This is a genomic window from Micromonospora sp. LHW51205 (assembly GCF_003315815.1).
Lineage (GTDB): Bacteria > Actinomycetota > Actinomycetes > Mycobacteriales > Micromonosporaceae > Micromonospora > Micromonospora chalcea.
Genome location: NZ_QMEZ01000002.1, coordinates 182,955 through 207,266 on the forward strand (window position 1 = coordinate 182,955; position 24,312 = coordinate 207,266).

General features: G+C 72.9%; 21 protein-coding genes. 10 read left to right on the forward strand and 11 right to left on the reverse strand.

Going from position 1 to position 24,312, the window contains the following annotated elements; translation table 11 throughout:
• Window positions 1-2: 2 nt before the first annotated feature.
• The 6 genes from DQE82_RS08750 to DQE82_RS08775 all read right to left on the reverse strand — a co-directional run bounded on the left by DQE82_RS08750 (window position 3) and on the right by DQE82_RS08775 (window position 6,197).
• A complete protein-coding gene (locus DQE82_RS08750; RefSeq protein WP_064445353.1) occupies window positions 3-1,034 on the reverse strand; it encodes a ferrochelatase in 1,032 nt (343 codons plus the stop codon).
• A gap of 135 nt (window positions 1,035-1,169) precedes the next feature.
• A complete protein-coding gene (gene fabI / locus DQE82_RS08755) occupies window positions 1,170-1,937 on the reverse strand; it encodes an enoyl-ACP reductase FabI (RefSeq protein WP_043329725.1) in 768 nt (255 codons plus the stop codon).
• Window positions 1,938-1,960: 23 nt separating this feature from the next.
• A complete protein-coding gene (gene fabG, locus DQE82_RS08760; protein ID WP_043329724.1) occupies window positions 1,961-2,665 on the reverse strand; it encodes a beta-ketoacyl-ACP reductase in 705 nt (234 codons plus the stop codon).
• Between the two features lie 549 nt (window positions 2,666-3,214).
• Complete coding sequence (locus DQE82_RS08765) at window positions 3,215-4,165, reverse strand: VWA domain-containing protein (protein WP_064445352.1); 951 nt, start codon at window positions 4,163-4,165, stop codon at window positions 3,215-3,217.
• The gene (locus DQE82_RS08770; RefSeq protein WP_113972457.1) at window positions 4,162-5,115 is read right to left on the reverse strand and encodes a DUF58 domain-containing protein; all 954 of its coding nucleotides are present in this window, start codon (window positions 5,113-5,115) and stop codon (window positions 4,162-4,164) included. The genes DQE82_RS08765 and DQE82_RS08770 overlap by 4 nt, the downstream gene beginning before the upstream one ends.
• Window positions 5,094-6,197 (reverse strand): MoxR family ATPase, encoded by a 1,104-nt coding sequence (locus DQE82_RS08775; protein WP_043329721.1) that lies wholly within the window; start codon window positions 6,195-6,197, stop codon window positions 5,094-5,096. The genes DQE82_RS08770 and DQE82_RS08775 overlap by 22 nt, the downstream gene beginning before the upstream one ends.
• Before the next feature lie 253 nt (window positions 6,198-6,450).
• Between DQE82_RS08775 and DQE82_RS08780 the strand changes: the two genes are divergently transcribed.
• The 3 genes from DQE82_RS08780 to DQE82_RS08790 all read left to right on the forward strand — a co-directional run bounded on the left by DQE82_RS08780 (window position 6,451) and on the right by DQE82_RS08790 (window position 8,865).
• On the forward strand, window positions 6,451-6,660 hold the full coding sequence (locus DQE82_RS08780) for a hypothetical protein (RefSeq protein WP_069087711.1): 210 nt from the start codon (window positions 6,451-6,453) through the stop codon (window positions 6,658-6,660).
• 73 nt (window positions 6,661-6,733) lie between these two features.
• A complete protein-coding gene (locus tag DQE82_RS08785) occupies window positions 6,734-7,261 on the forward strand; it encodes a PH domain-containing protein (protein WP_064445350.1) in 528 nt (175 codons plus the stop codon).
• On the forward strand, window positions 7,258-8,865 hold the full coding sequence (locus tag DQE82_RS08790; RefSeq protein WP_370446786.1) for a PH domain-containing protein: 1,608 nt from the start codon (window positions 7,258-7,260) through the stop codon (window positions 8,863-8,865). Before DQE82_RS08785 ends, DQE82_RS08790 begins: the two co-directional genes overlap by 4 nt.
• 13 nt (window positions 8,866-8,878) lie before the next feature.
• Here DQE82_RS08790 and DQE82_RS08795 read toward each other — a convergent pair whose 3' ends face one another.
• Window positions 8,879-9,940: a phosphatase PAP2 family protein gene (locus DQE82_RS08795; RefSeq protein WP_113972458.1), complete on the reverse strand. Its 1,062-nt coding sequence runs from the start codon at window positions 9,938-9,940 to the stop codon at window positions 8,879-8,881.
• 114 nt (window positions 9,941-10,054) lie between these two features.
• Here DQE82_RS08795 and DQE82_RS08800 point away from each other — a divergent pair, with 114 nt between their 5' ends.
• Window positions 10,055-10,459: a thioesterase family protein gene (locus DQE82_RS08800; RefSeq protein ID WP_030504258.1), complete on the forward strand. Its 405-nt coding sequence runs from the start codon at window positions 10,055-10,057 to the stop codon at window positions 10,457-10,459.
• Window positions 10,456-11,283: an MBL fold metallo-hydrolase gene (locus tag DQE82_RS08805; protein ID WP_113972459.1), complete on the forward strand. Its 828-nt coding sequence runs from the start codon at window positions 10,456-10,458 to the stop codon at window positions 11,281-11,283. The genes DQE82_RS08800 and DQE82_RS08805 overlap by 4 nt, the downstream gene beginning before the upstream one ends.
• A 14-nt stretch (window positions 11,284-11,297) precedes the next feature.
• Here DQE82_RS08805 and DQE82_RS08810 read toward each other — a convergent pair whose 3' ends face one another.
• Together DQE82_RS08810 and DQE82_RS08815 are read right to left on the reverse strand one after the other, a co-directional pair.
• Window positions 11,298-12,197: an aminoglycoside phosphotransferase family protein gene (locus DQE82_RS08810; RefSeq protein WP_199495984.1), complete on the reverse strand. Its 900-nt coding sequence runs from the start codon at window positions 12,195-12,197 to the stop codon at window positions 11,298-11,300.
• Window positions 12,198-12,207: 10 nt separating this feature from the next.
• Window positions 12,208-12,717 carry a MarR family winged helix-turn-helix transcriptional regulator gene (locus DQE82_RS08815; RefSeq protein WP_043329717.1) on the reverse strand — a complete coding sequence of 170 codons (510 nt, stop codon included), beginning with the start codon at window positions 12,715-12,717 and terminating at the stop codon, window positions 12,208-12,210.
• An 83-nt stretch (window positions 12,718-12,800) separates the two neighbouring features.
• Between DQE82_RS08815 and DQE82_RS08820 the strand changes: the two genes are divergently transcribed.
• Window positions 12,801-14,033 (forward strand): multidrug effflux MFS transporter, encoded by a 1,233-nt coding sequence (locus DQE82_RS08820; protein ID WP_104115085.1) that lies wholly within the window; start codon window positions 12,801-12,803, stop codon window positions 14,031-14,033.
• Window positions 14,034-14,089: 56 nt separating this feature from the next.
• Here DQE82_RS08820 and DQE82_RS08825 read toward each other — a convergent pair whose 3' ends face one another.
• Window positions 14,090-15,019 carry a carbohydrate kinase gene (locus tag DQE82_RS08825; protein WP_064445343.1) on the reverse strand — a complete coding sequence of 310 codons (930 nt, stop codon included), beginning with the start codon at window positions 15,017-15,019 and terminating at the stop codon, window positions 14,090-14,092.
• Window positions 15,020-15,354: 335 nt separating this feature from the next.
• On the opposite strand from DQE82_RS08825, the gene DQE82_RS08830 reads away from it, so the two are divergent.
• Window positions 15,355-16,506, forward strand: a complete 1,152-nt coding sequence (locus DQE82_RS08830) for a lytic polysaccharide monooxygenase (RefSeq protein WP_113972461.1) — start codon at window positions 15,355-15,357, stop codon at window positions 16,504-16,506.
• Window positions 16,507-16,566: 60 nt separating this feature from the next.
• Here DQE82_RS08830 and asnB read toward each other — a convergent pair whose 3' ends face one another.
• Window positions 16,567-18,528, reverse strand: a complete 1,962-nt coding sequence (gene asnB, locus DQE82_RS08835) for an asparagine synthase (glutamine-hydrolyzing) (RefSeq protein WP_043329713.1) — start codon at window positions 18,526-18,528, stop codon at window positions 16,567-16,569.
• Between the two features lie 113 nt (window positions 18,529-18,641).
• On the opposite strand from asnB, the gene DQE82_RS08840 reads away from it, so the two are divergent.
• The 3 genes from DQE82_RS08840 (at window position 18,642) to DQE82_RS08850 (ending at window position 24,271) form a co-directional block, all read left to right on the forward strand.
• Window positions 18,642-20,117, forward strand: a complete 1,476-nt coding sequence (locus DQE82_RS08840) for an aminopeptidase P family protein (RefSeq protein WP_030504250.1) — start codon at window positions 18,642-18,644, stop codon at window positions 20,115-20,117.
• 311 nt (window positions 20,118-20,428) lie between these two features.
• Window positions 20,429-22,129 (forward strand): hypothetical protein, encoded by a 1,701-nt coding sequence (locus DQE82_RS08845; protein ID WP_233514618.1) that lies wholly within the window; start codon window positions 20,429-20,431, stop codon window positions 22,127-22,129.
• Between the two features lie 291 nt (window positions 22,130-22,420).
• The gene (locus DQE82_RS08850) at window positions 22,421-24,271 is read left to right on the forward strand and encodes a hypothetical protein (RefSeq protein ID WP_113972463.1); all 1,851 of its coding nucleotides are present in this window, start codon (window positions 22,421-22,423) and stop codon (window positions 24,269-24,271) included.
• Window positions 24,272-24,312 lie beyond the last annotated feature (41 nt).

Here is a 24,312-nt window from a genome sequence, read left to right on the forward strand (position 1 = left end):
GCTCAGGGCCGGCGGGCCGGGGGTACGCAGCACAACGCCGGACAGGTGTCCCAGGCCGGCAGTTCGCCGAGCCGACGGCGCAGCCGCTCGCCGTCCGGGGCGGTGCGTTCCAGCACCAGCTCGCGGACCATCGCCACGAACCGCGGGTCGACGCCCGGGGTGCCGGCGCGGACGAAGTCCAGGCCGAGCTGCTTGGCCGTCTCCAGCGCCTCGGTGTCCAGGTCCCACACCACCTCCAGGTGGTCGGAGACGAAGCCGATCGGGCTGACCACGACGCTCGTCACGCCCTGCTCGGGCAGCGTGGCCAGGTGGTCGTTGACGTCCGGCTCCAGCCACGGCACCTGCGGCGGGCCGGACCGGCTCTGCCAGACCAGGTCGTACGCGAGGTCCGGCGCGGCCGCGGCGTGCACCAGCCGGGCGACCTCCTCGAGCTGGGCGGTGTACCGGCCGCCGTGCGGGCCGGCGCTGGCGGCCGCCGACATCGGGACCGAGTGCGCGGTGAAGACCAGCCGGGTGCTGTCCCGCTTCGCGGGGTCGAGCTGGGCGAGCGCGGCGCGGACCGCGTCGGCGTGCGGCTCGATGAAGCCGGGGTGGTCCCAGAACTGGCGCAGCTTCTCGATCAGCGGGGCGTCCGGGCCGACCGCGGCGCGGGCCGAGGCGATGTCCTCCTGGTACTGCCGGCAGGAGGAGTAGCCGCCGTACGCGCTGGTGACGAACGCCAGCGCCCGGGTGATCCCGTCGTCGCGCATCCGCGCCACCGTGTCGGCGAGCATCGGATCCCAGTTGCGGTTGCCCCAGTAGACCGGCAGGTCGACGCCGTTGGCGGCGAAGTCCGCGCGGATCGCCGCGAGCAGGTCACGGCACTGCTGGTTGATCGGCGACACCCCGCCGAAGTGCAGGTAGTGCTCGGCGACCTCGGCCAGCCGCTCCGGCGGCACCCCCCGCCCCCGGGTGACGTTCTGCAGGAACGGGAGAACGTCCTCGGGCCGCTCCGGGCCGCCGAAGGAGACCAGCACCAACGCGTCGTACGCCATGGGGTCCATTCTTCCTCGCCCGCCGTGACGGTGTGGCGACGCCCCCTGGTCGGCACGGTGACCACCCGGGCATGGGGTGTTAAGAAGGGCCCCTTCCTATGCGCGAGGCGTTAAGAAGGGGCCCTTCCTTACATCTCAGGCGCCGATGGCGTGGTAGCCGCCGTCGACGTGGACGATCTCGCCGGTGGTGGCCGGGAACCAGTCCGACAGCAGCGCCAGGCAGGCCCGGGCGGCCGGCTCCTGGTCGGTGAGGCTCCAGCCCAGCGGGGCCCGCTCGGTCCAGGCGTCCTCGAACTGGTCGAAGCCGGGGATGGACTTGGCGGCGATGGTGCGCAGCGGGCCGGCCGCGACCAGGTTGCTGCGGATGCCCTGCTTGCCCAGGTGCAGCGCCAGGTAGCGGGAGGCGGACTCCAGCCCGGCCTTGGCCACGCCCATCCAGTCGTAGACCGGCCACGCCTTGGTGGCGTCGAAGGTGAGGCCCACCACGGCGCCGCCGGAGGACATCAGCGGCAGCGCGGCCATGGCCAGGGACTTGTACGAGTAGGTGGAGACCTGGAGCGCGGTGGCCACGTCCGCCCACGGGGCGTCGAGGAAGCCGCCGCCGAGGCAGCTCTGCGGGGCGAACCCGATCGAGTGCACCACCCCGTCCAGGCCGTCGACGTGCTCGCGTACCTTGTCGGCCAGGCCGGCCAGGTGCTCCTCGCTGGTGACGTCCAGCTCGATCACCGGCGCGGGTTCGGGCAGCCGCTTGGCGATCCGCTCCACCAGGGAGAGCCGGCCGTAGCCGGTGAGCACGACCTGGGCGCCGTTCTCCTGGGCGAGTTTCGCCACCGAGAAGGCGATCGAGGCGTCGGTGATGACGCCGGTGACCAGCAGTCGCTTACCGGCGAGAAGTCCGGACATTGCGTGTCTCCTCCGTGCTCTGCTCAGTGACCCATGCCGAGGCCGCCGTCGACCGGGATGACGGCGCCGGTGACGTAGCCGGCCGCGTCCGAGGCGAGCCAGGTGACGACGCCCGCGACCTCGTCCGGGGTGGCCATCCGCCCGGCCGGGATCGCCTTGCGCAGCTCCGCCTTGCGTTCCTCGGGCAGCCCGGCGGTCATGTCGGTGTCGATGAAGCCGGGCGCCACCACGTTCGCGGTGATGTTGCGGCTGCCCAGCTCGCGGGTGATCGAGCGGGCCACACCGACCAGGCCGGCCTTGCTGGCCGCGTAGTTGACCTGGCCCGCGCCACCGAAGAGGCCGACCACCGAGGAGATGAAGATCATCCGGCCCCACCGGTTCCGGAGCATCTTCGTCGAGGCCCGCTTGGCGACCCGGAACGAGCCGCTCAGGTTGGTGTCGAGCACGCGGGTGAACTGTTCCTCGGACATCCGCATGAGCAGCGTGTCGTCGGTGATGCCGGCGTTGGCGACGAGCACCTCCACCGGGCCCAGCTCGGCCTCGACCGCGGTGAACGCGGCGTCGACCGACTCGGCGTCGGTCACGTCACACCGCACCCCGAACAGGCCCTCCGGGGCCTCGCCGCTCCGGTACGTGACGGCCACCCGGTCGCCCTGCTTGGCGAAGGCCTGCGCGATGGCCAGGCCGATCCCCCGGTTGCCGCCGGTCACCAGCACCGTACGGGCCACGGATCCCCCTCTGCTCCAGTGATCTCTCGGTCCGGTCGGAGCCTAGGGGTTACCGGTAGGTAAGCGCTAACCCGAGCAGGTCACACGCCGGCGCCGCCGGGGTCGGCGGCCGCGCGCGCGACACCCGCACACACCGGTGTACGATCACCGGGTCTGCGGGCCGGTCTGCGCCCGCGTTCCGGGCCCCGCCGACCGTAGGAGGTGATCGCTGTGCGAGATAGCGATCCTCCCAGTCGTGGCCGGGCCCACCGTCAGCCCCGCTGAGCCACGGCTCGGTCGACGCGGCTGACCCGCTTCCCGCCCTCCGCACCGCATCCGCTCTCCGGCGCCCACGCCGGGGCGGCCCTGCCGCGCGGCGGAGCACCCGGTCACGACTTCGTGCGCGTACGCCCCGACCCCCCACGGCCCGCACCGGGCCGACTGTCGCCACGGAGCACACCCATGAGCCGTTACGTCGCCCCCCTGGGTTTCACCCTCGCCGCCGTCTGGGTGGCGGTCCTGTTCGTGCTGGCCGGCGGCGGTCACTGACCACCGCCGGCCGGGCCCGGCTCAGACCAGCCGGGACGTCCAGAGCAGACTCAGCCCGCCCGCGCACAGCGCCAGCAGCAGGGCGACGCCCGCGTACCACTGGGTGATCTCGCGCGGCTCGGTCCGGTAGCCGATCGAGCTGCCCATGTCCTGGTAGACCTGCTTCAGCTCGCTGGCCGACGCGGCCTCGTAGAAGAAGCCCTGGGTGGTCTCCGCGAGCTGGGACAGCGCGGTGCGGTCCACCGGCACCCGCTGGAGCTGCCCGCCGATGTCGACCTGCCCCGAGTCGGTGCCGAACGCGATGGTGGACACCGGCACGTTCGCCGCCTGCGCCGCCGCGGCGGCCTCCTCCACCGACCGGCCGGAGGTCCGGTAGCCGTCGGACAGCAGCACGATCCGGGCCGGCGGGATGCCCGCGGCGCCGTCGGCCGGCACCGACCGGATCGCCTCCAGGCAGGTGAAGACCGCCTCGCCGGTGGCTGTCGCCTCGGCCAGCACCAGCCCGTCGATGGCGGTGTTCACCGCCGCCCGGTCCTTGGTCGGCGGCACCAGCACGTTCGCGGACTTCGCGAACGACACGAGCCCCAGGTTGTAGCTCTCCGGCAGCTCGCCGACGAACTGCTTGGCCGCCTCCTGCGCCGCCTCCAGGCGGTTCGGCGACACGTCGTCGGCCTGCATCGACAGCGACACGTCGATGGCGAGCATGACGGTGGCCCGCTCCAGCGGCTCGCGGGTGTCGATCGCCGGGCGGGCCAGCCCGGTCGCCAGCACCAGCAGGCAGAGCAGGAACGCGGTGGCCGCCACGTGCCGCCGCCAGCCCAGTCCCTTGGGCGCGACGGTACGCAGCAGGTCGACGTTTGTGAACCGCAGCGCGTACTGCCGGCGGTGCAGTTGCCGCCAGACGTACGCGGCGGCGAGGGCGAGCACCGGCAGCACGGCCAGCAGCCACCACGGTTGCAGAAAACGGATCATCGCGTCGTCCCTCGGGTGCGGGCGTGCCGCTGCGCGGCGACGAAACGCACCATGTCCAGCAGCCAGTCTCGGTCGGTACGCAGGCGCAGGTGGGCCGCGCCCGCGGCGCGCAGCTCGGCGGCGATCGCCCCGCGCTGGGCGGCCGCCGCCTCGGCGTACCGGCGGCGCAGTCCCGGGTCGGCGGTCTGCACCTCGTGCAGTTCCCCGCTCTCCGGGTCGACCACCGGCAGCACCCCCACGTCGGGCAGTTCCATTTCCCGCGGGTCGACCACCTCCACGGCCAGCACGTCGTGGCGGACCCGCAGCTTACGCAGCGGCCGGCCCCACTGCTGCGGCGGCGCGAGGAAGTCGGAGATGACCACCGCCACGCCGCGCCGCCGGGGCGGCCGGTTGAGCATGTCGACGAGCGCGCCGAGGTCGCTGCGACCGGGCCGGATCTCGGCGCCGGCCACCGCCCGCAGCAGCCCCTGGGCCTCCTTGCGGCCGGACCGGGCGGGCAGCCGCAGCATCGTCCCCGGCCCACCGGCCCCGCCGGTGCCGACGACGGCGCCGATCCGGTTGCCGCCCCGCACGGTGAGGTGAGCCAGCGCGGCGACGGCGGCGACCGCCACGTCCCGCTTGAGCCACCGCCCGGTGCCGAAGTCCAGGCTGGCCGACATGTCCACAGCCAGCCAGGTCTCCAGCTCGCGGTCGGCGACCGTACGCCGCACGTGCGGCATGGTGGTGCGGGCGGTGACCGGCCAGTCCATCCGGCGCACGTCGTCGCCGGGCCGGTACTCCCGGGACTCCCCCGCCTCGCTGCCCGGGCCGGGCAGCAGCCCGGCGTAGTCGCCCTGGAGCAGCCCGTCCAGCTTGCGGGTGACCATGAGCTGGAGCCGGGCCAGCACGGCTCCGGAGCGGTCGCCGGTGGCGAGCCGGGTGGGCGGGGTCACGGCCGCTGCCCGGGCCATCCGTTGTGCGGCACCGCCGGCGGCGGCGCGGCCTGCTGACGGGGCGCGACGGCGGGCAGCGGGATGGTCGACATCACCCGGTGCACGATGTGGTCGGCCGGCACGTCGTCGGCGAGCGCGTCGTAGCTGAGCACCAGCCGGTGCCGCAGGATGTCCGGCGCGATGTCCTGCACGTCCTGCGGCAGCGCGTAGTCGCGCCCGCGCAGCAGCGCCAGCGCGCGGGTGGCCCGGACCAGGCCGAGCGAGGCGCGCGGGCTCGCGCCGTACTGGATGAGCTGGGCGACGTCGGGCATGCCGTGCTCGGCCGGCGCCCGGGTGGCGAGCACCAGCCGGACCGCGTAGTCGACGAGCGCGTTGTGCACGAAGACCTGGTCGGCCTTGCGCTGCAGGGCGATCAGGTCGGGGGTGTCGAACACCCGGGCCGGCTCCGGCGGGGCGACGCCCATCCGGTAGACGATCTCGCGTTCCTCGGCATCGGTCGGGTAGCCCACGACGATCTTCATGAGGAAGCGGTCCCGCTGCGCCTCCGGCAGCGGGTAGACGCCCTCCTGCTCGATCGGGTTCTGGGTGGCCATCACCAGGAACGGGTCCGGCACCCGGTGACTCTCGCCACCGATGGAGACCTGCCGCTCGCTCATCACCTCCAGCAGCGCCGACTGCACCTTGGCCGGCGCGCGGTTGATCTCGTCGGCGAGCAGGAAGTTGACGAAGACCGGGCCCAGCTCGACGTCGAACTTCTCGCTGGACTGCCGGTAGATCCGGGTGCCCATGATGTCGGCGGGCACCAGGTCCGGCGTGAACTGGACCCGGGCGAACGATCCGCCGACGACCCGGGCCAGCGTCTCCACGGCGAGCGTCTTGGCCACGCCCGGTACGCCCTCCAGCAGGCAGTGCCCCCGGGCCAGCAGCGCGACGAACATCCGCTCGACCATCCGGTCCTGGCCGACGATCACCCGCTTGGTCTCGAACAGCGCCCGCTCCAGCAGCGTGGCGTCCTGCGCCGGGGTGGTGGCCGCCGGGGGCGGGGCGTCCGGCGGCGCCTCGGTCGGGTTCGGCACGTCGGGTGTGGTCGGCTGGGCCACCGGTCCTCCACAGCAGGGTCGTCGTCGCGGCGTGGTGCGTATCAAGACTGTCATGCCTCGCTGAGAGCCGAGGGTGGGAGAGGCACGATTTTCGCCGCGCCGTCCGGCCACGCCGTACCGCCGCACGAAAACGCTGAACACGGGTGGACAAAAAGGGGTCCGCAGTGTGTACGATTCACCCCGTCGCCGGGCGGCTCCCCCCGTGGCCGCCCGGCGCTAAAACTCCCGGCGTGCGACGCCTAGACTCGCCCCGGTGACGACTCCCAACGCCCCCGAAGACGAGCTGATCTGCTCGGCGCGGGGGTGTCGTGCTCCCGCCGCCTACCAGCTCCGCTGGCACAATCCCCGCCTGCACGCGCCCGACCGGCGCAAGACCTGGCTCGCCTGCCCGGCGCACCGGGACTCCCTCGGGGACTTCCTCGACGCACGCGGCTTCCTCCGCGAGGTGGTCCCGCTTCCCTGATCGCCTACGCTCGAAGCGTGAGCGAGCAGACGACCCGAGCCCGTACCGCCGGCGAGCACGGCAGGTCCTCCCGGTGAGCGGTGACGGCCACACCGGCCTCCCGCCCGCGTCGCGCAGCGCGCTGGAGCCCTGGCCGGACACCGTCGACTGGCGGCCGATCTCCCGCGACCTGATCTGGGTGGAGCTGATCCGGCTCGGCATCGGGCTGGCGGTGGCGCTCGTGGTGCTCGGCGTGGCCTGGGCGCTGTCCGGGCACTGGCTGCTCGGCGCCGCCGTCGGCGTGGCCCTGCTGATCGGCGTCTGGCGGGCGATCACCATCGTGCGTGCGGTCCGCGCCTGGGGGTACGCCGAGCGCGACGACGACCTGCTGGTGCGGCACGGTCTGCTGGTGCGGCGGCTCTCCATCGTGCCGTACTCCCGGATGCAGTTCGTCGACGTGAGCGCCGGTCCGCTGGAGCGTGCCTTCGACCTCGCCACTGTGCAGTTGCACACGGCGGCGGCCGCCAGCGACGCCCGGGTGCCGGGGCTGCGTCCGGCCGAGGCGTCCCGGCTGCGCGACCGGCTCACCGCGCTGGGCGAGGACCGGGCGGAGGGCCTGTGAGCGACCGGAGCGATCCCGGCGCGCCGCGGCCCCACGACGACCGGCCCGGGGCGGCGCCCGGTCCCCCACCGCCGGCCGGTCCGGAACAGCCGCCCGGGCCGGGTTACGGGCCGTCCGCCGCGCCGCCCGGCTACGGACCACCGCCCGGATACGCGCCACCACCCGGTTACGGGCCCCCGCCCGGATACGGGACGGCAGCCGACGCGACGCCCGGGCCGTGGCCCGCGCCCGCGCCGCCGTACCCGGGACCCTGGGGTCCGGCCGCCGCGCCCTCGTCCGACGGGGAGGAACCGCGGCAGCGGCTGCATCCGCTGAGCCCCGCGCTGCACGGCGCGAAGTCACTCGTCGTCGTGATCGCCGGTCTGTCCTGGTCGACGCTGTCGCGGGTCGGGTTCGGCTGGTTCGCCCTGCTGGTCACGGTCTTCGTGCTCGGGGCCACCGTGCTGTCCGTGGTGAGCTGGTGGAACACCGGTTACCACCTGGTGGGCCGGGAGCTGCGCGTGTACGAGGGCCTGCTGTGGCGGCGCACGCGCGCCATCCCGCTGGAGCGGTTGCAGGCGGTGGAGGTGGTCCGGCCGCTGCTGGCCCAGCTCACCGGCCTGGCCGAGCTGCGGCTCGAGGTGGTCGGCGGGGGCAAGACCGAGGCGCCGCTGGCCTACCTCAGCGTGGCCGAGGCCACCGCGCTGCGGCAGCGGCTGCTCGCTGTCGCCGGCCGGGCCCCGTCCGCCGTGGCCGAGCCGGGCGTGCCGGCCGCCCCGGGTACGCCGGTCGCGTCCGCGCCGGCCGGCCGCCGGCTGCACGTCGTCCGCAACCAGGACCTGCTGGTCAGCCAGTTGCTCACGCCGCAGGCGTTCCTGCTGCCGGTCGGCGTGGTGTTCGTGGGCGCCCAGTTCCTCTCCGAGGGCTCGTGGTCGTTCATCGCGGTGGCGAGCACGCTCACCGCTATGGCGGGTGTGGTGCTGCAACCGGTCCGGCGGGTGCTCGACGACTGGAGTTTCCGGCTCGACCGGGACGACGGCACGCTGCGTGTGCACAACGGGCTGCTGGAGACGCGGGTGCAGACGGTGCCACTGCACCGGGTGCAGACCGTGCGGGCGACCTGGCCGCTGCTCTGGCGGATGAAGGGCTGGCTGCGGCTGCGGCTGGAGGTGGCCGGCTACTCGGCCGGTGAGCCGGACGACCGCAACCGCCCGGACCGGCTGCTGCCGGTCGGCGACGCCGGCACCGGCGCGATGGTGGTGGCGGAGGTGCTGCCCGGCGTGCGGCTGGACGAGCTGCCCGGCACGCCGCCCCCGTCCCGGGCCCGCTGGCTGCGCCCGCTGAGCCGCAAGGTGGTCGGCGCCGGCCTCGACGAGCGGGTGTTCGTGGCCCGGTCCGGGCTGCTGACCCGCCAGCTGACGCTGGTGCCGTACGCCCGGATCCAGAGCGTGCGCGTCACGCAGGGGCCGGCGCAGCGGTTGCTGCGGTTGGCCACCGTGCACGCGGACACCGCGGGCGGGGCCGGGGCGGCGGCGGTCGACCGGGACCTGGCCGACGCCTGGGAGCTGGCCGCGGAGCTGACCGAGCGGTCGCGGGCCGCGCGCCGGGCCGACCACCGCCGCTGACCCGCCAGCGGGGCTAGCGTCGCTCGGCCGGCACCGCGTCCCGGTCGTCGGCGGGGGCGTCGGCCTCGGCCGCGGTGGCGGGCTGCGGCACGCCGGCCGCGCCGGCGGGCTCACCGGCACGCCGGGCCCGCCGCGCCGCCCACCAGCGCTCGGCCAGGCCGACCACCAGGAACGTCATGCCCACGTACGCCCAGCCGACCAGCACGTCGATCAGGTAGTGCTCGCCGCTGTACATCAGCGTGAACGTCATGGCCAGCGGATACGCCAGCATCAGCGGCCACCAGCGCTTGCGCACCGACCGCATGAAGAACAGCACCACGAACAGCGCGAACGCGGTGTGCAGCGACGGCATCGCGGCCACCGGGTTGGAGGCGATCTGCCCGGCGTTGAGCAGATTGCCCGCGCCGTGCATGCCGATCTCCTTCCACCCCCGGGTGGAGATCCGCGCGACCTCGGTCAGCAGGCCGTTCTGCGCCGCCCACCACGGCGGCGCGGCCGGGTAGGCGAAGTAGGTGACCAGGCCGGCCGCGCACAGGAAGCCCCAGCGGGACATGTACGCGATCCAGCGCCGCCGGTTGCGCATCCACAGCACGGCCGCGGCGGCGAACGTCGCCACGAAGTGCGAGAAGTAGATCCAGCTCACCAGCACGTCCCACCAGCGCACCTCGGACGGGTCGTACAGGCGCTCCTGCAGCCAGATCGTCGGCACCTCACCGCCGGTGAGCCAGCCGGTGAGGAACCGGTCGGCGACGATCAGCTCCATCGCGTGCGGGGTGGCGCCGTTGTCGGCGAAGCCCCGGGACAGGTTGTACGCGGCGAGCAGCAGCACCACCGGGATCCAGTCCCGGGCGAAGCGCAGGTGGCTGCGCCACGGGCGGGCCGAGTTCCAGGCGACGGTGCCGGCCCAGATCCACAGGAACGCGTACGCCGGGTCGGTGGGCAGGCCGATGACGAGCCAGCCCGCCACGAAGGCGACGCCCCAGATGGTCATCGCGATCACACGGCGGCGCCCGCCGTCGGGCGACTCGGTGGTCGCGTCGGGGGCGGGGGTCGGAGATTGTGTCTGCTCGGCCATCGCGGACAAGGTTAACGGCGGGCGACGGGCGGGCCTGCGGGCGGGCGGGGACGACACGGGCGCGGCGGCTCGGACGCCGGACGGCCCCCGTTCATCTGCACTAGGCTCGGCCGCATGCAGGAGCAGCCGGAGTCGCCCTTCACGCCGGGCCTGACCGCCCGCGTCGAGCTGACAGTGACCGACGCCGACACCGCGCAGGCGGTGGGCTCCGGGGACGTGCCGGTGCTCGGCACCCCGCGCGTGCTGGCGCTGGCCGAGGCGGCGACGGTGGCCGCCACCGCGACCCGGATGCCGTCCGGGTCGACCACCGTCGGCGTACGGGTGGAGCTGGAGCACCGCGCGGCCACCCCGGTCGGGCGTACCGTGGCCGCCCACGCCGAGCTGGTGAAGGTCGACGGGAAGCGGCTCGTCTTCGAGGTGACTGTCACCGACGGTCCGACGGTGGCGGCGCAGGGCCGGGTCGAGCGGGCGCTGGTCGACCGGCAGCGCTTCGTCGAGCGGGCCCTCGGCCCGTCATGACCGCCGGCTTCACCGAGGTCGCCCCCGGTGTGCACGTGCGACGTGAGCCGCTGCTGGCGGTGAACGTGGTGCTCGTGGTCGGCGACGGCGCGGCGCTGCTGGTCGACACGCTCTCCACGGCCGGGCAGGCGCGGGAACTGGCGGCGGCGGCGCGGGCGGTGACGCCGTACCCGTGGACGATCGTGAACACGCACCACCACTTCGACCACTGTTTCGGCAACGCCACGCTGGCCGGGCCGGACACCGCGATCTACGCGCACCCGCAGGCCGTGGCGGCGCTGCGGGACCGGCCGGACGCGCTGCGCCGCGCCGCGTACGAGGAGATGCGCGCCGAGGATCCGGCGCTGGCCGAGGAGCTGGCGCGTACCGAGCTGCGGGCGCCGACGCACGAGGTGGTCGAGGAGACGGTGCTCGACGTCGGTGGCCGCCGGGTGGTGCTGCGCCATCCCGGGCACGGGCACACCGACGCCGACCTGGTGGTGCACGTGCCCGATGCGGACGTGCTGGTGGCCGGCGATCTGGTGGAGCAGAGCGGGCCGCCGGCGTTCGAGGAGTCGTACCCGTTGCGGTGGCCGGACGCGCTGGCCGACCTGCTGCGGCTGACCACGCCCGCGACGGTGGTGGTGCCGGGCCACGGCGAGCCGGTCGGCGCGGATTTCGTCCGCGAGCAGCACGCGCAGCTCGCGCGGCAGGCGTGGCTGATCCGCGCCGGGCACACCGGCAGCGCGCCGCCGGAGCGGGTGGCGGCCGAGTCGCCGTTCGGCGCCCGGCCGGGCCTGATCGCCGCCCGCCGCGGCTACGCCGAACTCGACGGCACCGCCTGAGCGGCGGCCCGGGCTCAGCCGGCGTCGGCGAGGATCTCGCGGAGACGGTTGCGGCACTCGGCGACGAACGCCGGGAACGTGTGCCAGTAGTAGGAGACGCCGCTGGCCGCCACCCCGAGCGCCCAGGCGCGGGCCCGTACCCAGGTCACGTCGTCGACACCGAGCGCCTCCCGGTAGGCGTGCCGGGCCGGCGGCGGCAGGTCCCAGATCGGCGCGTGTTCCGCGTCCGGGAACCCGACGGTCAGCCCGCCGAAGTCGATCACCGCGCACAGCCGGCCGTCGCGTGCCAGCACATTGGTGGGCTTGAGGTCGCTGTGCAGCCAGACGTGCCGGCCGGTGGGTTCGGGCAGGGTGAGGGCGTCGCGCCAGAGCCGGTGCAGGGTGTCGACGTCGGTCTCGTCGCCGATCCTGCGCCGGCAGTCGTCGAGCGCCGCGCTGACCCAGGTGTCACAGGGGTGCAGGCTGCCGCCGCGGTATCCGCTCAGCGCGTCCGCGCGGGTCGCGCCGAGCAGGTCGGCCGCGTGCAGGTGACGCACGAACACCGCCAGGTCGGCCCCGAGGGCGGCCCAGTCCCGGACCGTGCCGGGTCCGACCTCGTCGCCGTGGATCCACCGCTGCACCGACCACGGCAGCGGGAAGGCGGCGGTCGGCGTCCCGGCGTGGAGCGGTTCCGGCACCGGGTACGGCAGCAGTGGCGCGAGCCGGGGCAGCCACAGCTGTTCCTTGCGCAGCGCGCCGGCTTTCTCCGCGGTGCGGGGCAGCCGGACGAGCAGGTCGTCGCCGAGCCGGTACATGGTGTTGTCGGTCCCGGCGCCGGCCGGGGTCAACGGCAGCGCGGCCCACTCGGGGCGCTGGTCGGTCAGCAGCGCCCGGACGATCCCCTCGTCCACAGGTGTCTCGTCCTGGTGCAGCATCACCGGGCGATCATCCGGTGCCGGGCGGCGCGGCGGCCACCGGGTTTCCGGACGTACGGGGGTCCCGTTCCGGGCGGGTGTGTGCCCGCAGCGTGGTGAGCAGCGTGTCGAGGTGCGGGGCGGCGGCCAGGATCGCGTCGCGCGCCGCCGGGTCGAGGTCGGCCAGCGCCTCGGTGAGCAGCGCGGTGCGGTGCCGTTGGTGGTCGGCCATCCGCCGGTGGGCGGCCTCGGTGACGCGCAGCCGGACCACGCGGCGGTCGGCGGGGTCGCGGTCGCGGGCCAGCAGCCCGGCGTCGGTGAGGTCGCGGACCAGCGTGCTCACCGTGTTGGGCGCCGTGCCGAGGCGCCGGGCCACGTCCTTGCCGCTGATGCCCGGCGTGTCCCGGACGAGCAGGAGCAGTTCCACCTGAGCTTCGGGCAGCGGGTCCCGCCCGGCGCGCGCCGTGGACCGGCGGCGCACGAGCCGGTGCAGCTCCCCGAGGACCGCGCCGAACCGCGCGACCTGCTCGTTCGTCGACACGGGGTCACCCGCCTCACATCGCAATAGTTCTGACTACAGAGGTAAGGTACCCGAGCACATCGGATTTCAGGGGGTACCCGCTCGTGAGTCAAGCCGCGCCGCCCGCCGCCCGCCCGACCGGTGCCGGCGCCACCGCGTCCACCGGGGGCGCGAGCCTGCTGGTGCTGCTCGGCACGCTCACCGCGATCGGCCCGCTCTCGCTGGACATGTACCTGCCCGCGTTCCCGGCCATGACCCGCGACCTCGGCGCCGACCAGGCCGGCATCCAGCTCTCGCTGACCACCTGCCTGATCGGCCTGGCGTTCGGCCAGCTCGTCACCGGGCCGCTCAGCGACCGCTGGGGGCGCCGCCGCCCGGTGCTGGTGGGCGTGGTCGCGTACACCGTGCTGGCGCTGGCGTGCGCGGCGGCGCCGAACGCCCCGCTGCTGGCCGCCGTCCGGTTCGCCCAGGGCCTGGCCGGCGGCATGGGCGTGGTGGTCGCCCGCGCCGTGGTCCGCGACCTCTACTCGGGCCGGGACGCCGCGAAGTACTTCTCCCGGCTCACCCTGGTCTTCGGGGTCGCGCCGATCGCGGCGCCGGGCGTGGGCAGCCTGGTGCTCCGGTTCGGCTCCTGGCGGTCCGTCTTCCTGGTGCTGGCCGCCATCGGCGCGGTGCTGGCCGTCGCGGTCGCGCTGCGCCTGCCGGAGACGCTGCCGGCCGAGCGCCGCAGCACCGGCGGGCTGGGGGCCACCGCCCGGACCATGCGGTCGCTGCTCGCCGACCGGGTCTACCTCGGGTACGCGCTGACCCAGGGCTTCGCCTTCGCCGGGCTGTTCGCGTACATCTCGGGGTCGTCGTTCGTGTTCCAGGACGTCTTCGGCGTCTCCGCGGCGGTGTTCAGCGTCATCTTCGGCGTCAACGCGCTCGGCCTGGTGGCCGTCGGGCAGCTGAACGCCCGGCTGCTCGACCGGTTCCCGCCACGCCGGCTGCTGGTCACCGCGCTGGCGGTCGGCCTGGTCGCCGCGGCCGGCGTGCTGAGCGGCGCGCTGACCGACGGCCTCGCGCTGACCGCGGTGGCGCTGTTCGGGTACGTCGGCGCGCTGGGCATGGTGACGCCGAACAGCACGGCGCTGGCGCTGGACGCGCACGCCCGCCACGCCGGCACCGCCGCCGCGCTGATGGGCGGCATCCAGTCGGTCGTCGGCGCGCTGGCCGCGCCCCTGGTCGGGCTCGGCGGCGAGGGCAGCGCGCTGCCGATGGCCACGGTCCTGGCCGGCGCCGCCGTCCTCACCCTGGTCACCGTCCTGACGATGACCCGCACGCGGGCTGAGCGCTGAGCGCGTTAAGAAGGGGCCCCTTCTCTACCTGAGGCGTTAACAAGGGGCCCTTCCTTTCACGCGAAGCGGGCGGTCACCTCGGCGCGGGTGGGCATGGCGGTGGCGCCACCCGGTGACTCGCAGACCACTGCGGCCACCCGCAGCGCGAACGCCACCCGGTCCCGCCACCCGGCCGGGTCGGCCGGCTCACCGGCGGCCAGCAGCTCGGCCACCAGCGCGCCCATCACCGAGTCCCCCGCGCCGGTCGCGTCCACCGCGTCCACCTTCGGCGCGGGCACGCGCACCACGTCGTCGCCGGCGGCGACCAGCGCGCCGTCCGCGCCGAGCGTGACCACGACCGTGCTCGCGCCCAGTTCCCGCAGGTACGCGGCCACGCCCTCGACCGGCTCGTGCGGGTAGAGCACCCGCGCGTCGGCGCTGCTGAGCTTGACCAGGTGCGCGGCGGCGGCGAACTCGGCGACCACCGCGCGCAGCCCGTCCAGCGCGTCCGGGGCGGTGAGCAGCCGGGGCCGCACGTTCGGGTCGAACACCCGCAGCGCGCCCGCGATCGACCAGGCGCGCCGGGCGGCGGCGAGCACCGGCGGGGCGAGCAGCACGATCGAGCCGCAGTAGAGCACGTCCGCGCCCTCGACCAGCGCCACGTCCAGGTCGTCCGGGCCGAGCAGCGCGTACGAGCGGGGCTCGCCGTAGAAGCGGAAGTCCGGCTCGGGGCCGGCGAAGGTGGCCACCGCGAGCGCGGTCGGGGCCGGCACGGTCACCGTCCCGCTCACGTCCACACCGGCGTCGGTGAGGAAGGCGCGGATCCGTCCGGCCAGCGCGTCGTCGCCGAGCGACCCGACGAACCGCGCGTCTCCGCCGAGCCGAGCGGTCGCCACCGCCACGTTGAGCGGTCCCCCGCCGATCGCCTGCCGGTAGACGGGCTCTCCGTCGCGCTCGGCGTCGAGCAGGTCCACCAGCGCCTCGCCGAGCACCACCGCGTACCCCATCCTGGCTCCCCTCGTCGTCCTACCCCGATCCTGGCGCATACCGGCGCCACCGCGCGCCGGGACCCTGGCATCGAACGGCGCCTATTGCGGGCCGCGCCCGGACGTGGTGGGATGGCGGTGCCGGGTGACGACGCGGGGGCTGCCGCGTCACCGGCCGCCGGGTCGATCCGACGCGAGGGCATCCACGGTCCGTTGGGCAACGGACCGCAGACGGTGCGCGCCCGTCGACGGCCACGGCCGCACTCCGACCGGGCGCGGGCACCGCGATCGTCGCATCCGCTCGTCGCAGCGGGGCGGGCCGAACCGGGCCACGCTCCGCGAGTCAGGAGATCCCCGTGCACCGATCCCGATCCCGTACGGCCGCGTTGCTCACCGCGGCCGCCACCCTGACCCTGGGCGCGTTCGCCCTGGTCACCAACTCCGGACCGGCGGCCGCGCACGGCGCGGCCATGACGCCGGGCGCCCGCACCTACCTGTGCTGGAAGGACGGCCTCACCGGGACCGGTGAGATCCGGCCGAACAACCCCGCCTGCTCGTCGGCGGTGGCCGAGAGCGGCGCGAACTCGCTGTACAACTGGTTCAGCGTACTGCGCTCCGACGCCGGCGGGCGGACCGTCGGGTTCATCCCCGACGGCAAGCTGTGCAGCGGCGGCAACCCCGGCTTCAGCGGGTACGACGCGGCGCGCAACGACTGGCCGATCACCCACCTGACGGCGGGCCGGTCGATGGAGTTCCGGTACAGCAACTGGGCCCACCACCCGGGCACGTTCTACTTCTACGTGACCAAGGACAGCTGGAGCCCGAACCGGCCGCTGGCCTGGAGCGACCTGGAGGAGCAGCCGTTCCTGCAGGTGACCAACCCGCCGCAGCGCGGCGCGGTCGGCACCAACGACGGTCACTACTACTTCACCGGCAACCTGCCGTCGAACAAGAGCGGCCGGCACATCATCTACTCGCGCTGGGTCCGCTCGGACAGCCAGGAGAACTTCTTCGGCTGCTCGGACGTGACGTTCGACGGCGGTAACGGCGAGGTGACCGGGATCGGCTCGGGCGGCAGCAACCCCCCGACGACCGCGCCGCCGACCACCGCGCCCCCGACCACCGCGCCCCCGACCACCGCGCCCCCGACGACCGCGCCGCCGACCTCGCCTCCGCCGGTGACGACCAGCCCGACCATGCCGGCCGGCTCCTGCATGGCGGTGTACAAGGTGGTCACCGCCTGGGGTGGCGGCTTCCAGGGCGAAGTGACGATCATGAACCACAGCACCCGGACGTACTCCGGGTGGACCGCGAACTGGACCTGGCCCAGCGGCCAGACCATCAACCAGGTGTGGAACGGCACGTTGAGCGGCAGCGGGGCGTCGGTGAGCGTCTCCAACGCCGCCTACAACGGCAGCGTCCCGCCGGAGGGCACCACCACGTTCGGCTTCACCGCGAACTTCTCCGGCACCAACACCCTGCCGACGGTCACCTGCACCGGCAGGTGACCCCGTAACGGGAAGGGCCCCCGGGGAACACCCCGGGGGCCCTTCCTCGTCACGCTCGGGTCAGCGGACCATGCTGCCGACGACCGGCTTGGTGAGCAGCGCGGACTGGTTGCGCTGGATGCCCGGGTCGAGCGTCTTGGCGACGAAGATGGCGTGCCAGATGCAGAAGATCAGCACGGTCCACACCTTGCGGGAATGGTCCGCCTCCTCCCGCTTGTGCTCCTCCAGCAGGCGCATCGCGTACGACAGGTCGATCAGGTCGCCCGCGCCCGAGGTGGACAGCACGTGCCGCGCCCACTCGTACATCTCGCCGCGCAGCCAGACCCGGGTCGGGGTCGGGAAGCCCAGCTTCTTGCGGTTGACGATGGCCGGCGGCACGACGCCCTGCAGCGCCTGGCGCATCGCGTACTTGGTGGCCTCGGAGCGGGGCGGCAGCTTCAGGTCGACCGGGATGCCGGCGGCGACGTTGAACACCTCCCGGTCCAGGAACGGCACCCGCACCTCCAGTGAGTGCGCCATCGAGATCCGGTCGGCCTTGACCAGGATGTCGCCGCGCAGCCAGGTGTAGAGGTCGACGTACTGCATCTTGGTGACGTCGTCCAGCTCGGTGCACTCGGCGTAGATCGGGGCGGTCACGTCGGTGTAGCGCACCGAGGGGTCGTAGCGGCGCAGCAGGTGCTGCTTCTCCTCCTCGGTGAACATCCGGGCGTTGCCGTAGTAGCGCTGCTCGATCGGGGTGGTGCCGCGCTCCAGGAAGCTCTTGCCCTTGACCCCCTGCGGGATCGCCTTGGACACCGCGCGCAGGCCCTTCTGCACGCCGTCGGGCAGGCTGTTCACCGAGTTGAGCGACAGCGGCTCCCGGTAGATCGTGTAGCCGCCGAAGAACTCGTCCGCGCCCTCGCCGGAGAGCACCACCGTGACGTGCTCGGCGGCCTTCTTCGCCACGAAGTACAGCGGCACCAGCGCCGGGTCGGCGACCGGGTCGTCCAGGTGCCAGACGATCTTCGGCAGCGCGTCGATCATGTCCTGCGGCCCGATCTTGGTCGGGATGGTGGTCACGTCGAGGTGCCGGGCCGAGTCCTGGGCCACGTCGATCTCGGAGTAGCCGGGCACGTCGTAGCCGACGGTGAAGGTGAGGATGTTCGGGTTGAACTCGCGGGCCAGCGCCACCACGGCGGTGGAGTCGATGCCGCTGGACAGGAACGAGCCGACCGGCACGTCCGAGCGCATGTGCATCCGGACGCTCTCCCGCAGCGTCTCCCGGATGTCGTGGTAGAGCCGCTGCTCGTCGGAGACCGGGGCCGGCCGGAACACCGGGCGGTACCAGCGGCGCACCTCGATCCGGCCACCAGGGGTCCAGTTCAGGTACTCCCCCGAGCCGATCCGGCTGATCCCCTTGTGCAGCGTGCCCGGCTCCGGCACGTACTGCAGCGTCAGGTAGTGGCTCAGGTTGGCGGTGTCGATGCCCGCGTCGCCCTGGTACGCCGAGTGCGCGAACGGCAGCAGCGCCTTCTTCTCCGACGCGAGGTAGAGGCCGTCCTGGGTCTCCAGGTAGTGCAGCGGCTTGATGCCGAAGTAGTCCCGGGCGCCGAAGGCCCGCCGCTCCTGCCGGTCCCAGATGACGAACGCGAACATGCCGCGCAGCTTGGTGAGCACCTGCTCACCCCAGTAGTGGTAGCCGGCGACGATCACCTCGCCGTCGCCGTTGGTGGCGAACTGGGCGCCGTAGTCGCGGATCAGCTCCTCGCGCAGCTCGATGTAGTTGTAGATCTCGCCGTTGAAGGTGAGCAGGTACCGCCCGCCCGCGTACGGCAGGGGCTCGTGGCTCAGCGCCACGTCGATGATCGCCAGGCGCTTGTGCGCGAACACACCGTCCGCGTACCGGCCGGAGGCGTCGCCGACCACCTCGACCCCGGTCTCGTCCGGGCCACGGTGGTGCAGGCACTCCAGTGCGCCGGCGATGTTGTCGCGGTGGGCGGCGGCGTCGCCGCGCGCGCTGAAGAAGGCCAGGAGTCCGCACATGGCCGCCATCTTTCCACGCGCCGGAAGCCTCCGTCGCGGCACCGCAGGCACCTCCCGCTGTCGTGCGCGCGGTACCGTCTGGACCAGCGACGAGGCTCAGGGAGGGACGGATCATGGCCGAGGAGCGGACGCGACAGGGCAAACCGGCGGACGGTACGGAGTCGCACGACCCGGACTTCCCGGAGGCGTTCCTGTCGTTCATGCGCCAGGGCTGGCGGGACACCGAACTGCCGGTCGCCCCGCGCCCGGAGGCGCCCAACCACGCCAAGCGGCGGGCCGCGCTGGCCGAGGCCTTCCCGGGCGAGACGCTGGTCATCCCCACGGGCAACGAGAAGGTACGCGCCAACGACACCGAGCACCGGTTCCGTCCGGGCAGCGACTTCGCGTACCTGACCGGCGACCTGGAGCCGGACAGCGTCCTCGTGCTGCGCCCGGGTGGCGAGTCCACGCTGTTCATGCGGCCCCGGTCGTCGCGGGTGACCGACGAGTTCTTCCGCAGCCGGCACGGTGAGCTGTGGGTGGGCCGCCGGCCGACGCTGCGGGAGAAGTCCACCGAGCTGGGCCTGCCGACGGCCGACCTGAGCGAGCTGGACGCGACGCTGGCCGAGCTGGCGCCGGGGCGTACCCGGGTGCTGCGCGGCTTCGACGCCCGGGTGGACGCGGCGGTGCGTCAGTACGACGGCGCGCGCGCCGACGGTCAGCCCGGCCGCGACCGGGAGCTGGCCATCGCGATCGCCGAGCTGAAGCTGGTCAAGGACGAGTGGGAGATCGCGCAGCTCCAGGAGGCGTGCGACGCCACGGTGCGCGGCTTCGAGGACGTGGCACGGGCGCTGCCGGCCGACCGCGGCGTCTCCGAGCGGCTGCTGGAGGGCGTCTTCGCGCTGCGTGCCCGGCACGACGGCAACGACGTCGGGTACGGCTCGATCGTCGGGGCCGGCGAGCACGCCACTGTCCTGCACTGGGTGCACAACCACGGCGCCACCCGTCCGGGTGACCTGCTGCTGATGGACATGGGCGTGGAGAACCGCAACCTCTACACCGCCGACGTCACCCGGGTGCTGCCGGTCGACGGCCGGTTCACGCCGCTGCAGCGCCAGGTCTACGACGCCGTGTACGCCGCCCAGCAGGCCGGCATCGAGATGTGCCGGCCGGGCGTGGCGTTCCGGGACGTGCACCTGGCCTCGATGCGGGTGCTGGCCGAGGCGCTGAAGGATCTCGGGCTGCTGCCGGTGAGCGTGGACGAGGCGATGGACCCGGCCTCCACGGTCTACCGGCGGTGGACGCTGCACGGCACCAGCCACATGCTCGGCATCGACGTGCACGACTGCGCCAACGCGCGCAAGGAGAACTACCGGGAGGGTCCGCTCGGCGAGGGGTACGTGCTGACCGTCGAGCCGGGGCTCTACTTCCAGCCGGAGGACGAGATGGTCCCCGAGGAGCTGCGGGGCATCGGCGTGCGGATCGAGGACGACATCCTGGTCACCGCGGACGGTCCGGTGAACCTGTCGGCCGGTCTGCCGCGGCGCTCCGACGAGGTGGAGACCTGGCTGGCCGAGCAGCGTGAGGCGGGCCCCCGCCTGCCCGGCTGAGTCCTGCGGGCCGCGATCTTCCGGCGGGCCCCACCACCGCGCCTTCACGGCAGGTGGTGGGGCCCGCCGCCGTCTGGGGGAGTTGCGGTCCGCTCACGTGGTTGGTCACCGACCGCCGATCGTGGGAGGAATGCGGGCTTTTTTCGGATACGTCTTCCTCGCGAGGAACCTTCTCATACGGTGCTGATCAGAGGCTACAACCGGTTTGTAGCTGGTCGCCCGGCCTGGGGCGGTGCGACCCGTTTGGGAAGAACCGAAAGGGCTCTCATCTCATGTCGAACGATGTAACGACACCCGACGGTGGAGCGCCGATGGCGCCTGCCCCGCGGACGAGCAAGCGGCGGGCGCTCTGGGTCGCCACCGGCGTGGCCGGGCTGACCGGCGTCGTCGGGCTGGCGGCGCTGGGCGGTCTCGCCGCCCGCGACGACAAGTCCGGCACCGAGCCGGTGGCGGACAACCACGCCGCCGCTCCCCAGAACGCCGGCAACGACTCCGACGGCGGGTACGACAAGGACGGCAAGGACGGCAAGGACCGTGGCCAGGAAGGCCGTGACCGCGGCGAGTGGGGCCCGGACAAGGGCGACTGGGGCAAGGACGGCAAGGACGACCACGGCAAGACCCGCGAGGTCGCCTGCGACGACGACGCCCTGATCGACGCCCTCGAACTCGCCAACCGCGACCACGGCGGCACCCTCAAGCTCGCCGAGAACTGCACCTACGAACTCGGCGTCAAGGACCGCAAGTTCGGCTCCGCCCTGCCCGAGATCAAGCAGGACGTCACCATCAAGGGCAACGGCTCCACCATCAAGCGCGACGCCGAAGACACCTTCCGCATCTTCCGCGTCCGCGACGGCGGCGACCTCACCCTCAAGGACCTCACAATCAAGGGCGGCAACGCCAACGAGTTCAAGTACCCCGGGCCGTCCGTGCCGAAGGCGGCCGACCCGGCCGAGCTGGATGCCAAGCGGGTCGAGGGTGACGGCGGCGCGCTCCTGGTCGAGCGCGGCGGCAGCGCGCACCTGGACAACGTGAAGCTGACCGACAACAACGCCGAGGGCGACGGCGGCGCCATCGCCAACTACGGCCGCACCTGGCTCAAGGAGAGCAAGGTCGTCAACAACCACGCCCAGGGCGACGGCGGCGGCATCTTCAACGAGGGCATCCTCAAGGTCGAGGAAACCCACGTCGACGACAACACCGCCGGCGGCAACGGCGGCGGCATCGCCAACGGCAGCGGTGAGCACCACGACGGGCCGGTCGACCTGGCCTCGGCGGCGAAGGCCGACAAGGGTGAGCACGGCAAGCACCGCGCCGGCACGGTCGAGATCACCGGGGCGTACGAGGGCAAGGACGCCTCGTTGAGCACCCTGAGCCGCAACCGGGCGGGCCACAACGGTGGCGGCCTGTTCAGCAGCGGCGGCTGGGTCACCGTCTCGTTCACCGCGATCGGCGGCAACGTCGCCTGCGACAACGGTGGCGGCGTCTACGCCGAGAACACCGACCTGCTCCTGGAGAAGGTCCACGTGGCGGGTAACCACGCCGACGGCAACGGCGGCGGCGTGGTGACGACCGGCGGGCGCGACTGGGCCGGCAACGGCGCCGAGAAGGACGGCCTCGCGGGCAGCGCCACGATCGCCGACAGCGCGGTCGTGGACAACACGGCCGGCCGCTTCGGCGGCGGCATCTACAACGGTGAGTGGCTCATCAAGATCGAGGACGGCTTCCTCACCCGCGAGCACGACAAGGACGACAACGCCACCCTCACCATCCGCGACACCGAGATCAAGGCCAACACCGCCCTCAACGGCGGCGGCATCTTCAACAACAAGGCCAAGATCACCCTCACCAAGACCCACGTCACCAAGAACACCGCCACCGACTCCAGCAAGCTCCACCGGGTCGCCGGCGGCGTCCTCAACAACGAAGGACGCGTCAAGCTCGACGACAAGTCCCTCATCAGCAACAACGACCCCACCAACTGCGCCAACACCGTCGAGGACTGCTTCAACTGATTCGCTCCACCACATAACCCGGGGTGCCCTCCTTCCGCCGCGACGGCGGGAGGAGGGCACCCGACCTCGGAGCGGCCCGGCTGGCCGTGGTGTCCCCCACCGGGGCGTCCGGACCGCACTGCGCCCGCCCATCCCACCCGCACCCTTATGCGGGTTTTTTTCGTATATGGCCACGAGGCGAAGAAGGTTCTCATACGGTCGTTCTCAGCAGCTACAACCGATTTGTAGCGAAGGCCGCCTCGCCAGGGCGAAGCGACCTTGTCAGGTACAAGGAGAGGGCAGAGAGCTCCGATGTCCAACTACCTTCGCAATAACAATGACGCCACCAGCAAGACCATCTCCCCGCTCCGGCGTCGCCGGATGTGGCTCGCCACGGGCGTCGTGGGCCTGACCGGAGCGGTCAGCCTCGCCGGCGTGGCCTACGCGACCACCGGGGCCACCGGCCCGCACCGGCTCGCCGACGTCAAGTGGTCGACCACGCAGCAGCTCAGCGACGACGACCACGGCGACGAGGGCGAGTACGGCCGGGACGGGTACGACAAGGACGGCAAGGACGGCAAGGACCGTGGCCAGGAAGGCCGCGACCGCGGCGAGTGGGGCCCGGACAAGGGCGACTGGGGCAAGGACGGCAAGGACGACCACGGCAAGACCCGCGAGGTCGCCTGCGACGACGACGCCCTGATCGACGCCCTCGAACTCGCCAACCGCGACCACGGCGGCACCCTCAAGCTCGCCGAGAACTGCACCTACGAACTCGGCGTCAAGGACCGCAAGTTCGGCTCCGCCCTGCCCGAGATCAAGCAGGACGTCACCATCAAGGGCAACGGCTCCACCATCAAGCGCGACGCCGAAGACACCTTCCGCATCTTCCGCGTCCGCGACGGCGGCGACCTCACCCTCAAGGACCTCACAATCAAGGGCGGCAACGCCAACGAGTTCAAGTACCCGGGTGGCGGCGGCCAGCCGCCGGCCGCTGCTCCGGCGGCCGCCCCGGCGGTGGCGGCCCCGGCCGCTCCGGCTGTCGCGGCTCCGGCCGCGGCGACCACGGCCGCCGCTGTCACGCCCGTCGCCGACGGCATGAACGACGGCAAGGACGACGACAAGCGGGTCGAGGGTGACGGCGGCGCGCTGCTGGTCGAGCGCGGCGGCAGCGCCTACCTGGACAATGTGAAGCTCGTCGACAACAACGCCGAGGGCGACGGTGGCGCCGTCGCCAACTACGGCCGCACCTGGCTCAAGGAGAGCAAGGTCGTCAACAACCACGCCCAGGGCGACGGCGGCGGCATCTTCAACGAGGGCATCCTCAAGGTCGAGGAAACCCACGTCGACGACAACACCGCCGGCGGCAACGGCGGCGGCATCGCCAACGGTGGCGGCTTCTCCGGCGAGCACGGCCCGGCGGCCTCGGCCGCGCCGAAGGGCTACGACAAGAAGGAGAAGCACCACGAGGCCGGGATCGTCGAGATCTTCGGTTCCGACCACGGCAAGGACGGCATCAAGTCCAGCCTGTCGGACAACCGCGCCGGCAAGAACGGCGGCGGTCTGTTCAGCAGCGGCGGCACCGTCACGGTCTCCTTCACCGCGATCACGGGCAACACCGCCTGCGAGAACGGTGGCGGCGTCTACGCCGAGAACACGGACCTGGACCTGGACAAGGTGCACGTGGCCAAGAACCACGCCGACGGCAACGGCGGCGGCGTGGTGGTCACCGGCGGCAAGCACTGGGGCTACCCGAACGACAAGGAGCACGCCAGCGCCACGATCGCCGACAGCAAGATCGTCGACAACACCGCCAACCGCTTCGGCGGCGGCATCTACAACGGTGAGTGGCTCATCAAGATCGAGGACGGCTTCCTCACCCGCGAGCACGACAAGGACGACAACGCCACCCTCACCATCCGCGACACCGAGATCAAGGCCAACACCGCCCTCAACGGCGGCGGCATCTTCAACAACAAGGCCAAGATCACCCTCACCAAGACCCACGTCACCAAGAACACCGCCACCGACTCCAGCAAGCTCCACCGGGTCGCCGGCGGCGTCCTCAACAACGAAGGACGCGTCAAGCTCGACGACAAGTCCCTCATCAGCAACAACGACCCCACCAACTGCGCCAACACCGTCGAGGACTGCTTCAACTGACCTGACGGTCCCGGGGTACGCGACCGGCCCCCTGCCACGTG

Bases quoted from the DNA above. Each gene is read 5' to 3' on its own strand.
- DQE82_RS08750 (WP_064445353.1), bottom strand. From the start codon at position 1,034: ATGGCGTACGACGCGTTGGTGCTGGTCTCCTTCGGCGGCCCGGAGCGG.
- fabI (WP_043329725.1), bottom strand. From the start codon at position 1,937: ATGTCCGGACTTCTCGCCGGTAAGCGACTGCTGGTCACCGGCGTCATC.
- DQE82_RS08765 (WP_064445352.1), bottom strand. From the start codon at position 4,165: ATGATCCGTTTTCTGCAACCGTGGTGGCTGCTGGCCGTGCTGCCGGTG.
- DQE82_RS08770 (WP_113972457.1), bottom strand. From the start codon at position 5,115: ATGGCCCGGGCAGCGGCCGTGACCCCGCCCACCCGGCTCGCCACCGGC.
- DQE82_RS08795 (WP_113972458.1), bottom strand. From the start codon at position 9,940: ATGGCCGAGCAGACACAATCTCCGACCCCCGCCCCCGACGCGACCACC.
- DQE82_RS08800 (WP_030504258.1), top strand. From the start codon at position 10,055: ATGCAGGAGCAGCCGGAGTCGCCCTTCACGCCGGGCCTGACCGCCCGC.
- DQE82_RS08805 (WP_113972459.1), top strand. From the start codon at position 10,456: ATGACCGCCGGCTTCACCGAGGTCGCCCCCGGTGTGCACGTGCGACGT.
- DQE82_RS08810 (WP_199495984.1), bottom strand. From the start codon at position 12,197: ATGCTGCACCAGGACGAGACACCTGTGGACGAGGGGATCGTCCGGGCG.
- DQE82_RS08825 (WP_064445343.1), bottom strand. From the start codon at position 15,019: ATGGGGTACGCGGTGGTGCTCGGCGAGGCGCTGGTGGACCTGCTCGAC.
- asnB (WP_043329713.1), bottom strand. From the start codon at position 18,528: ATGTGCGGACTCCTGGCCTTCTTCAGCGCGCGCGGCGACGCCGCCGCC.
- DQE82_RS08840 (WP_030504250.1), top strand. From the start codon at position 18,642: ATGGCCGAGGAGCGGACGCGACAGGGCAAACCGGCGGACGGTACGGAG.
- DQE82_RS08845 (WP_233514618.1), top strand. From the start codon at position 20,429: ATGGCGCCTGCCCCGCGGACGAGCAAGCGGCGGGCGCTCTGGGTCGCC.
- DQE82_RS08850 (WP_113972463.1), top strand. From the start codon at position 22,421: ATGTCCAACTACCTTCGCAATAACAATGACGCCACCAGCAAGACCATC.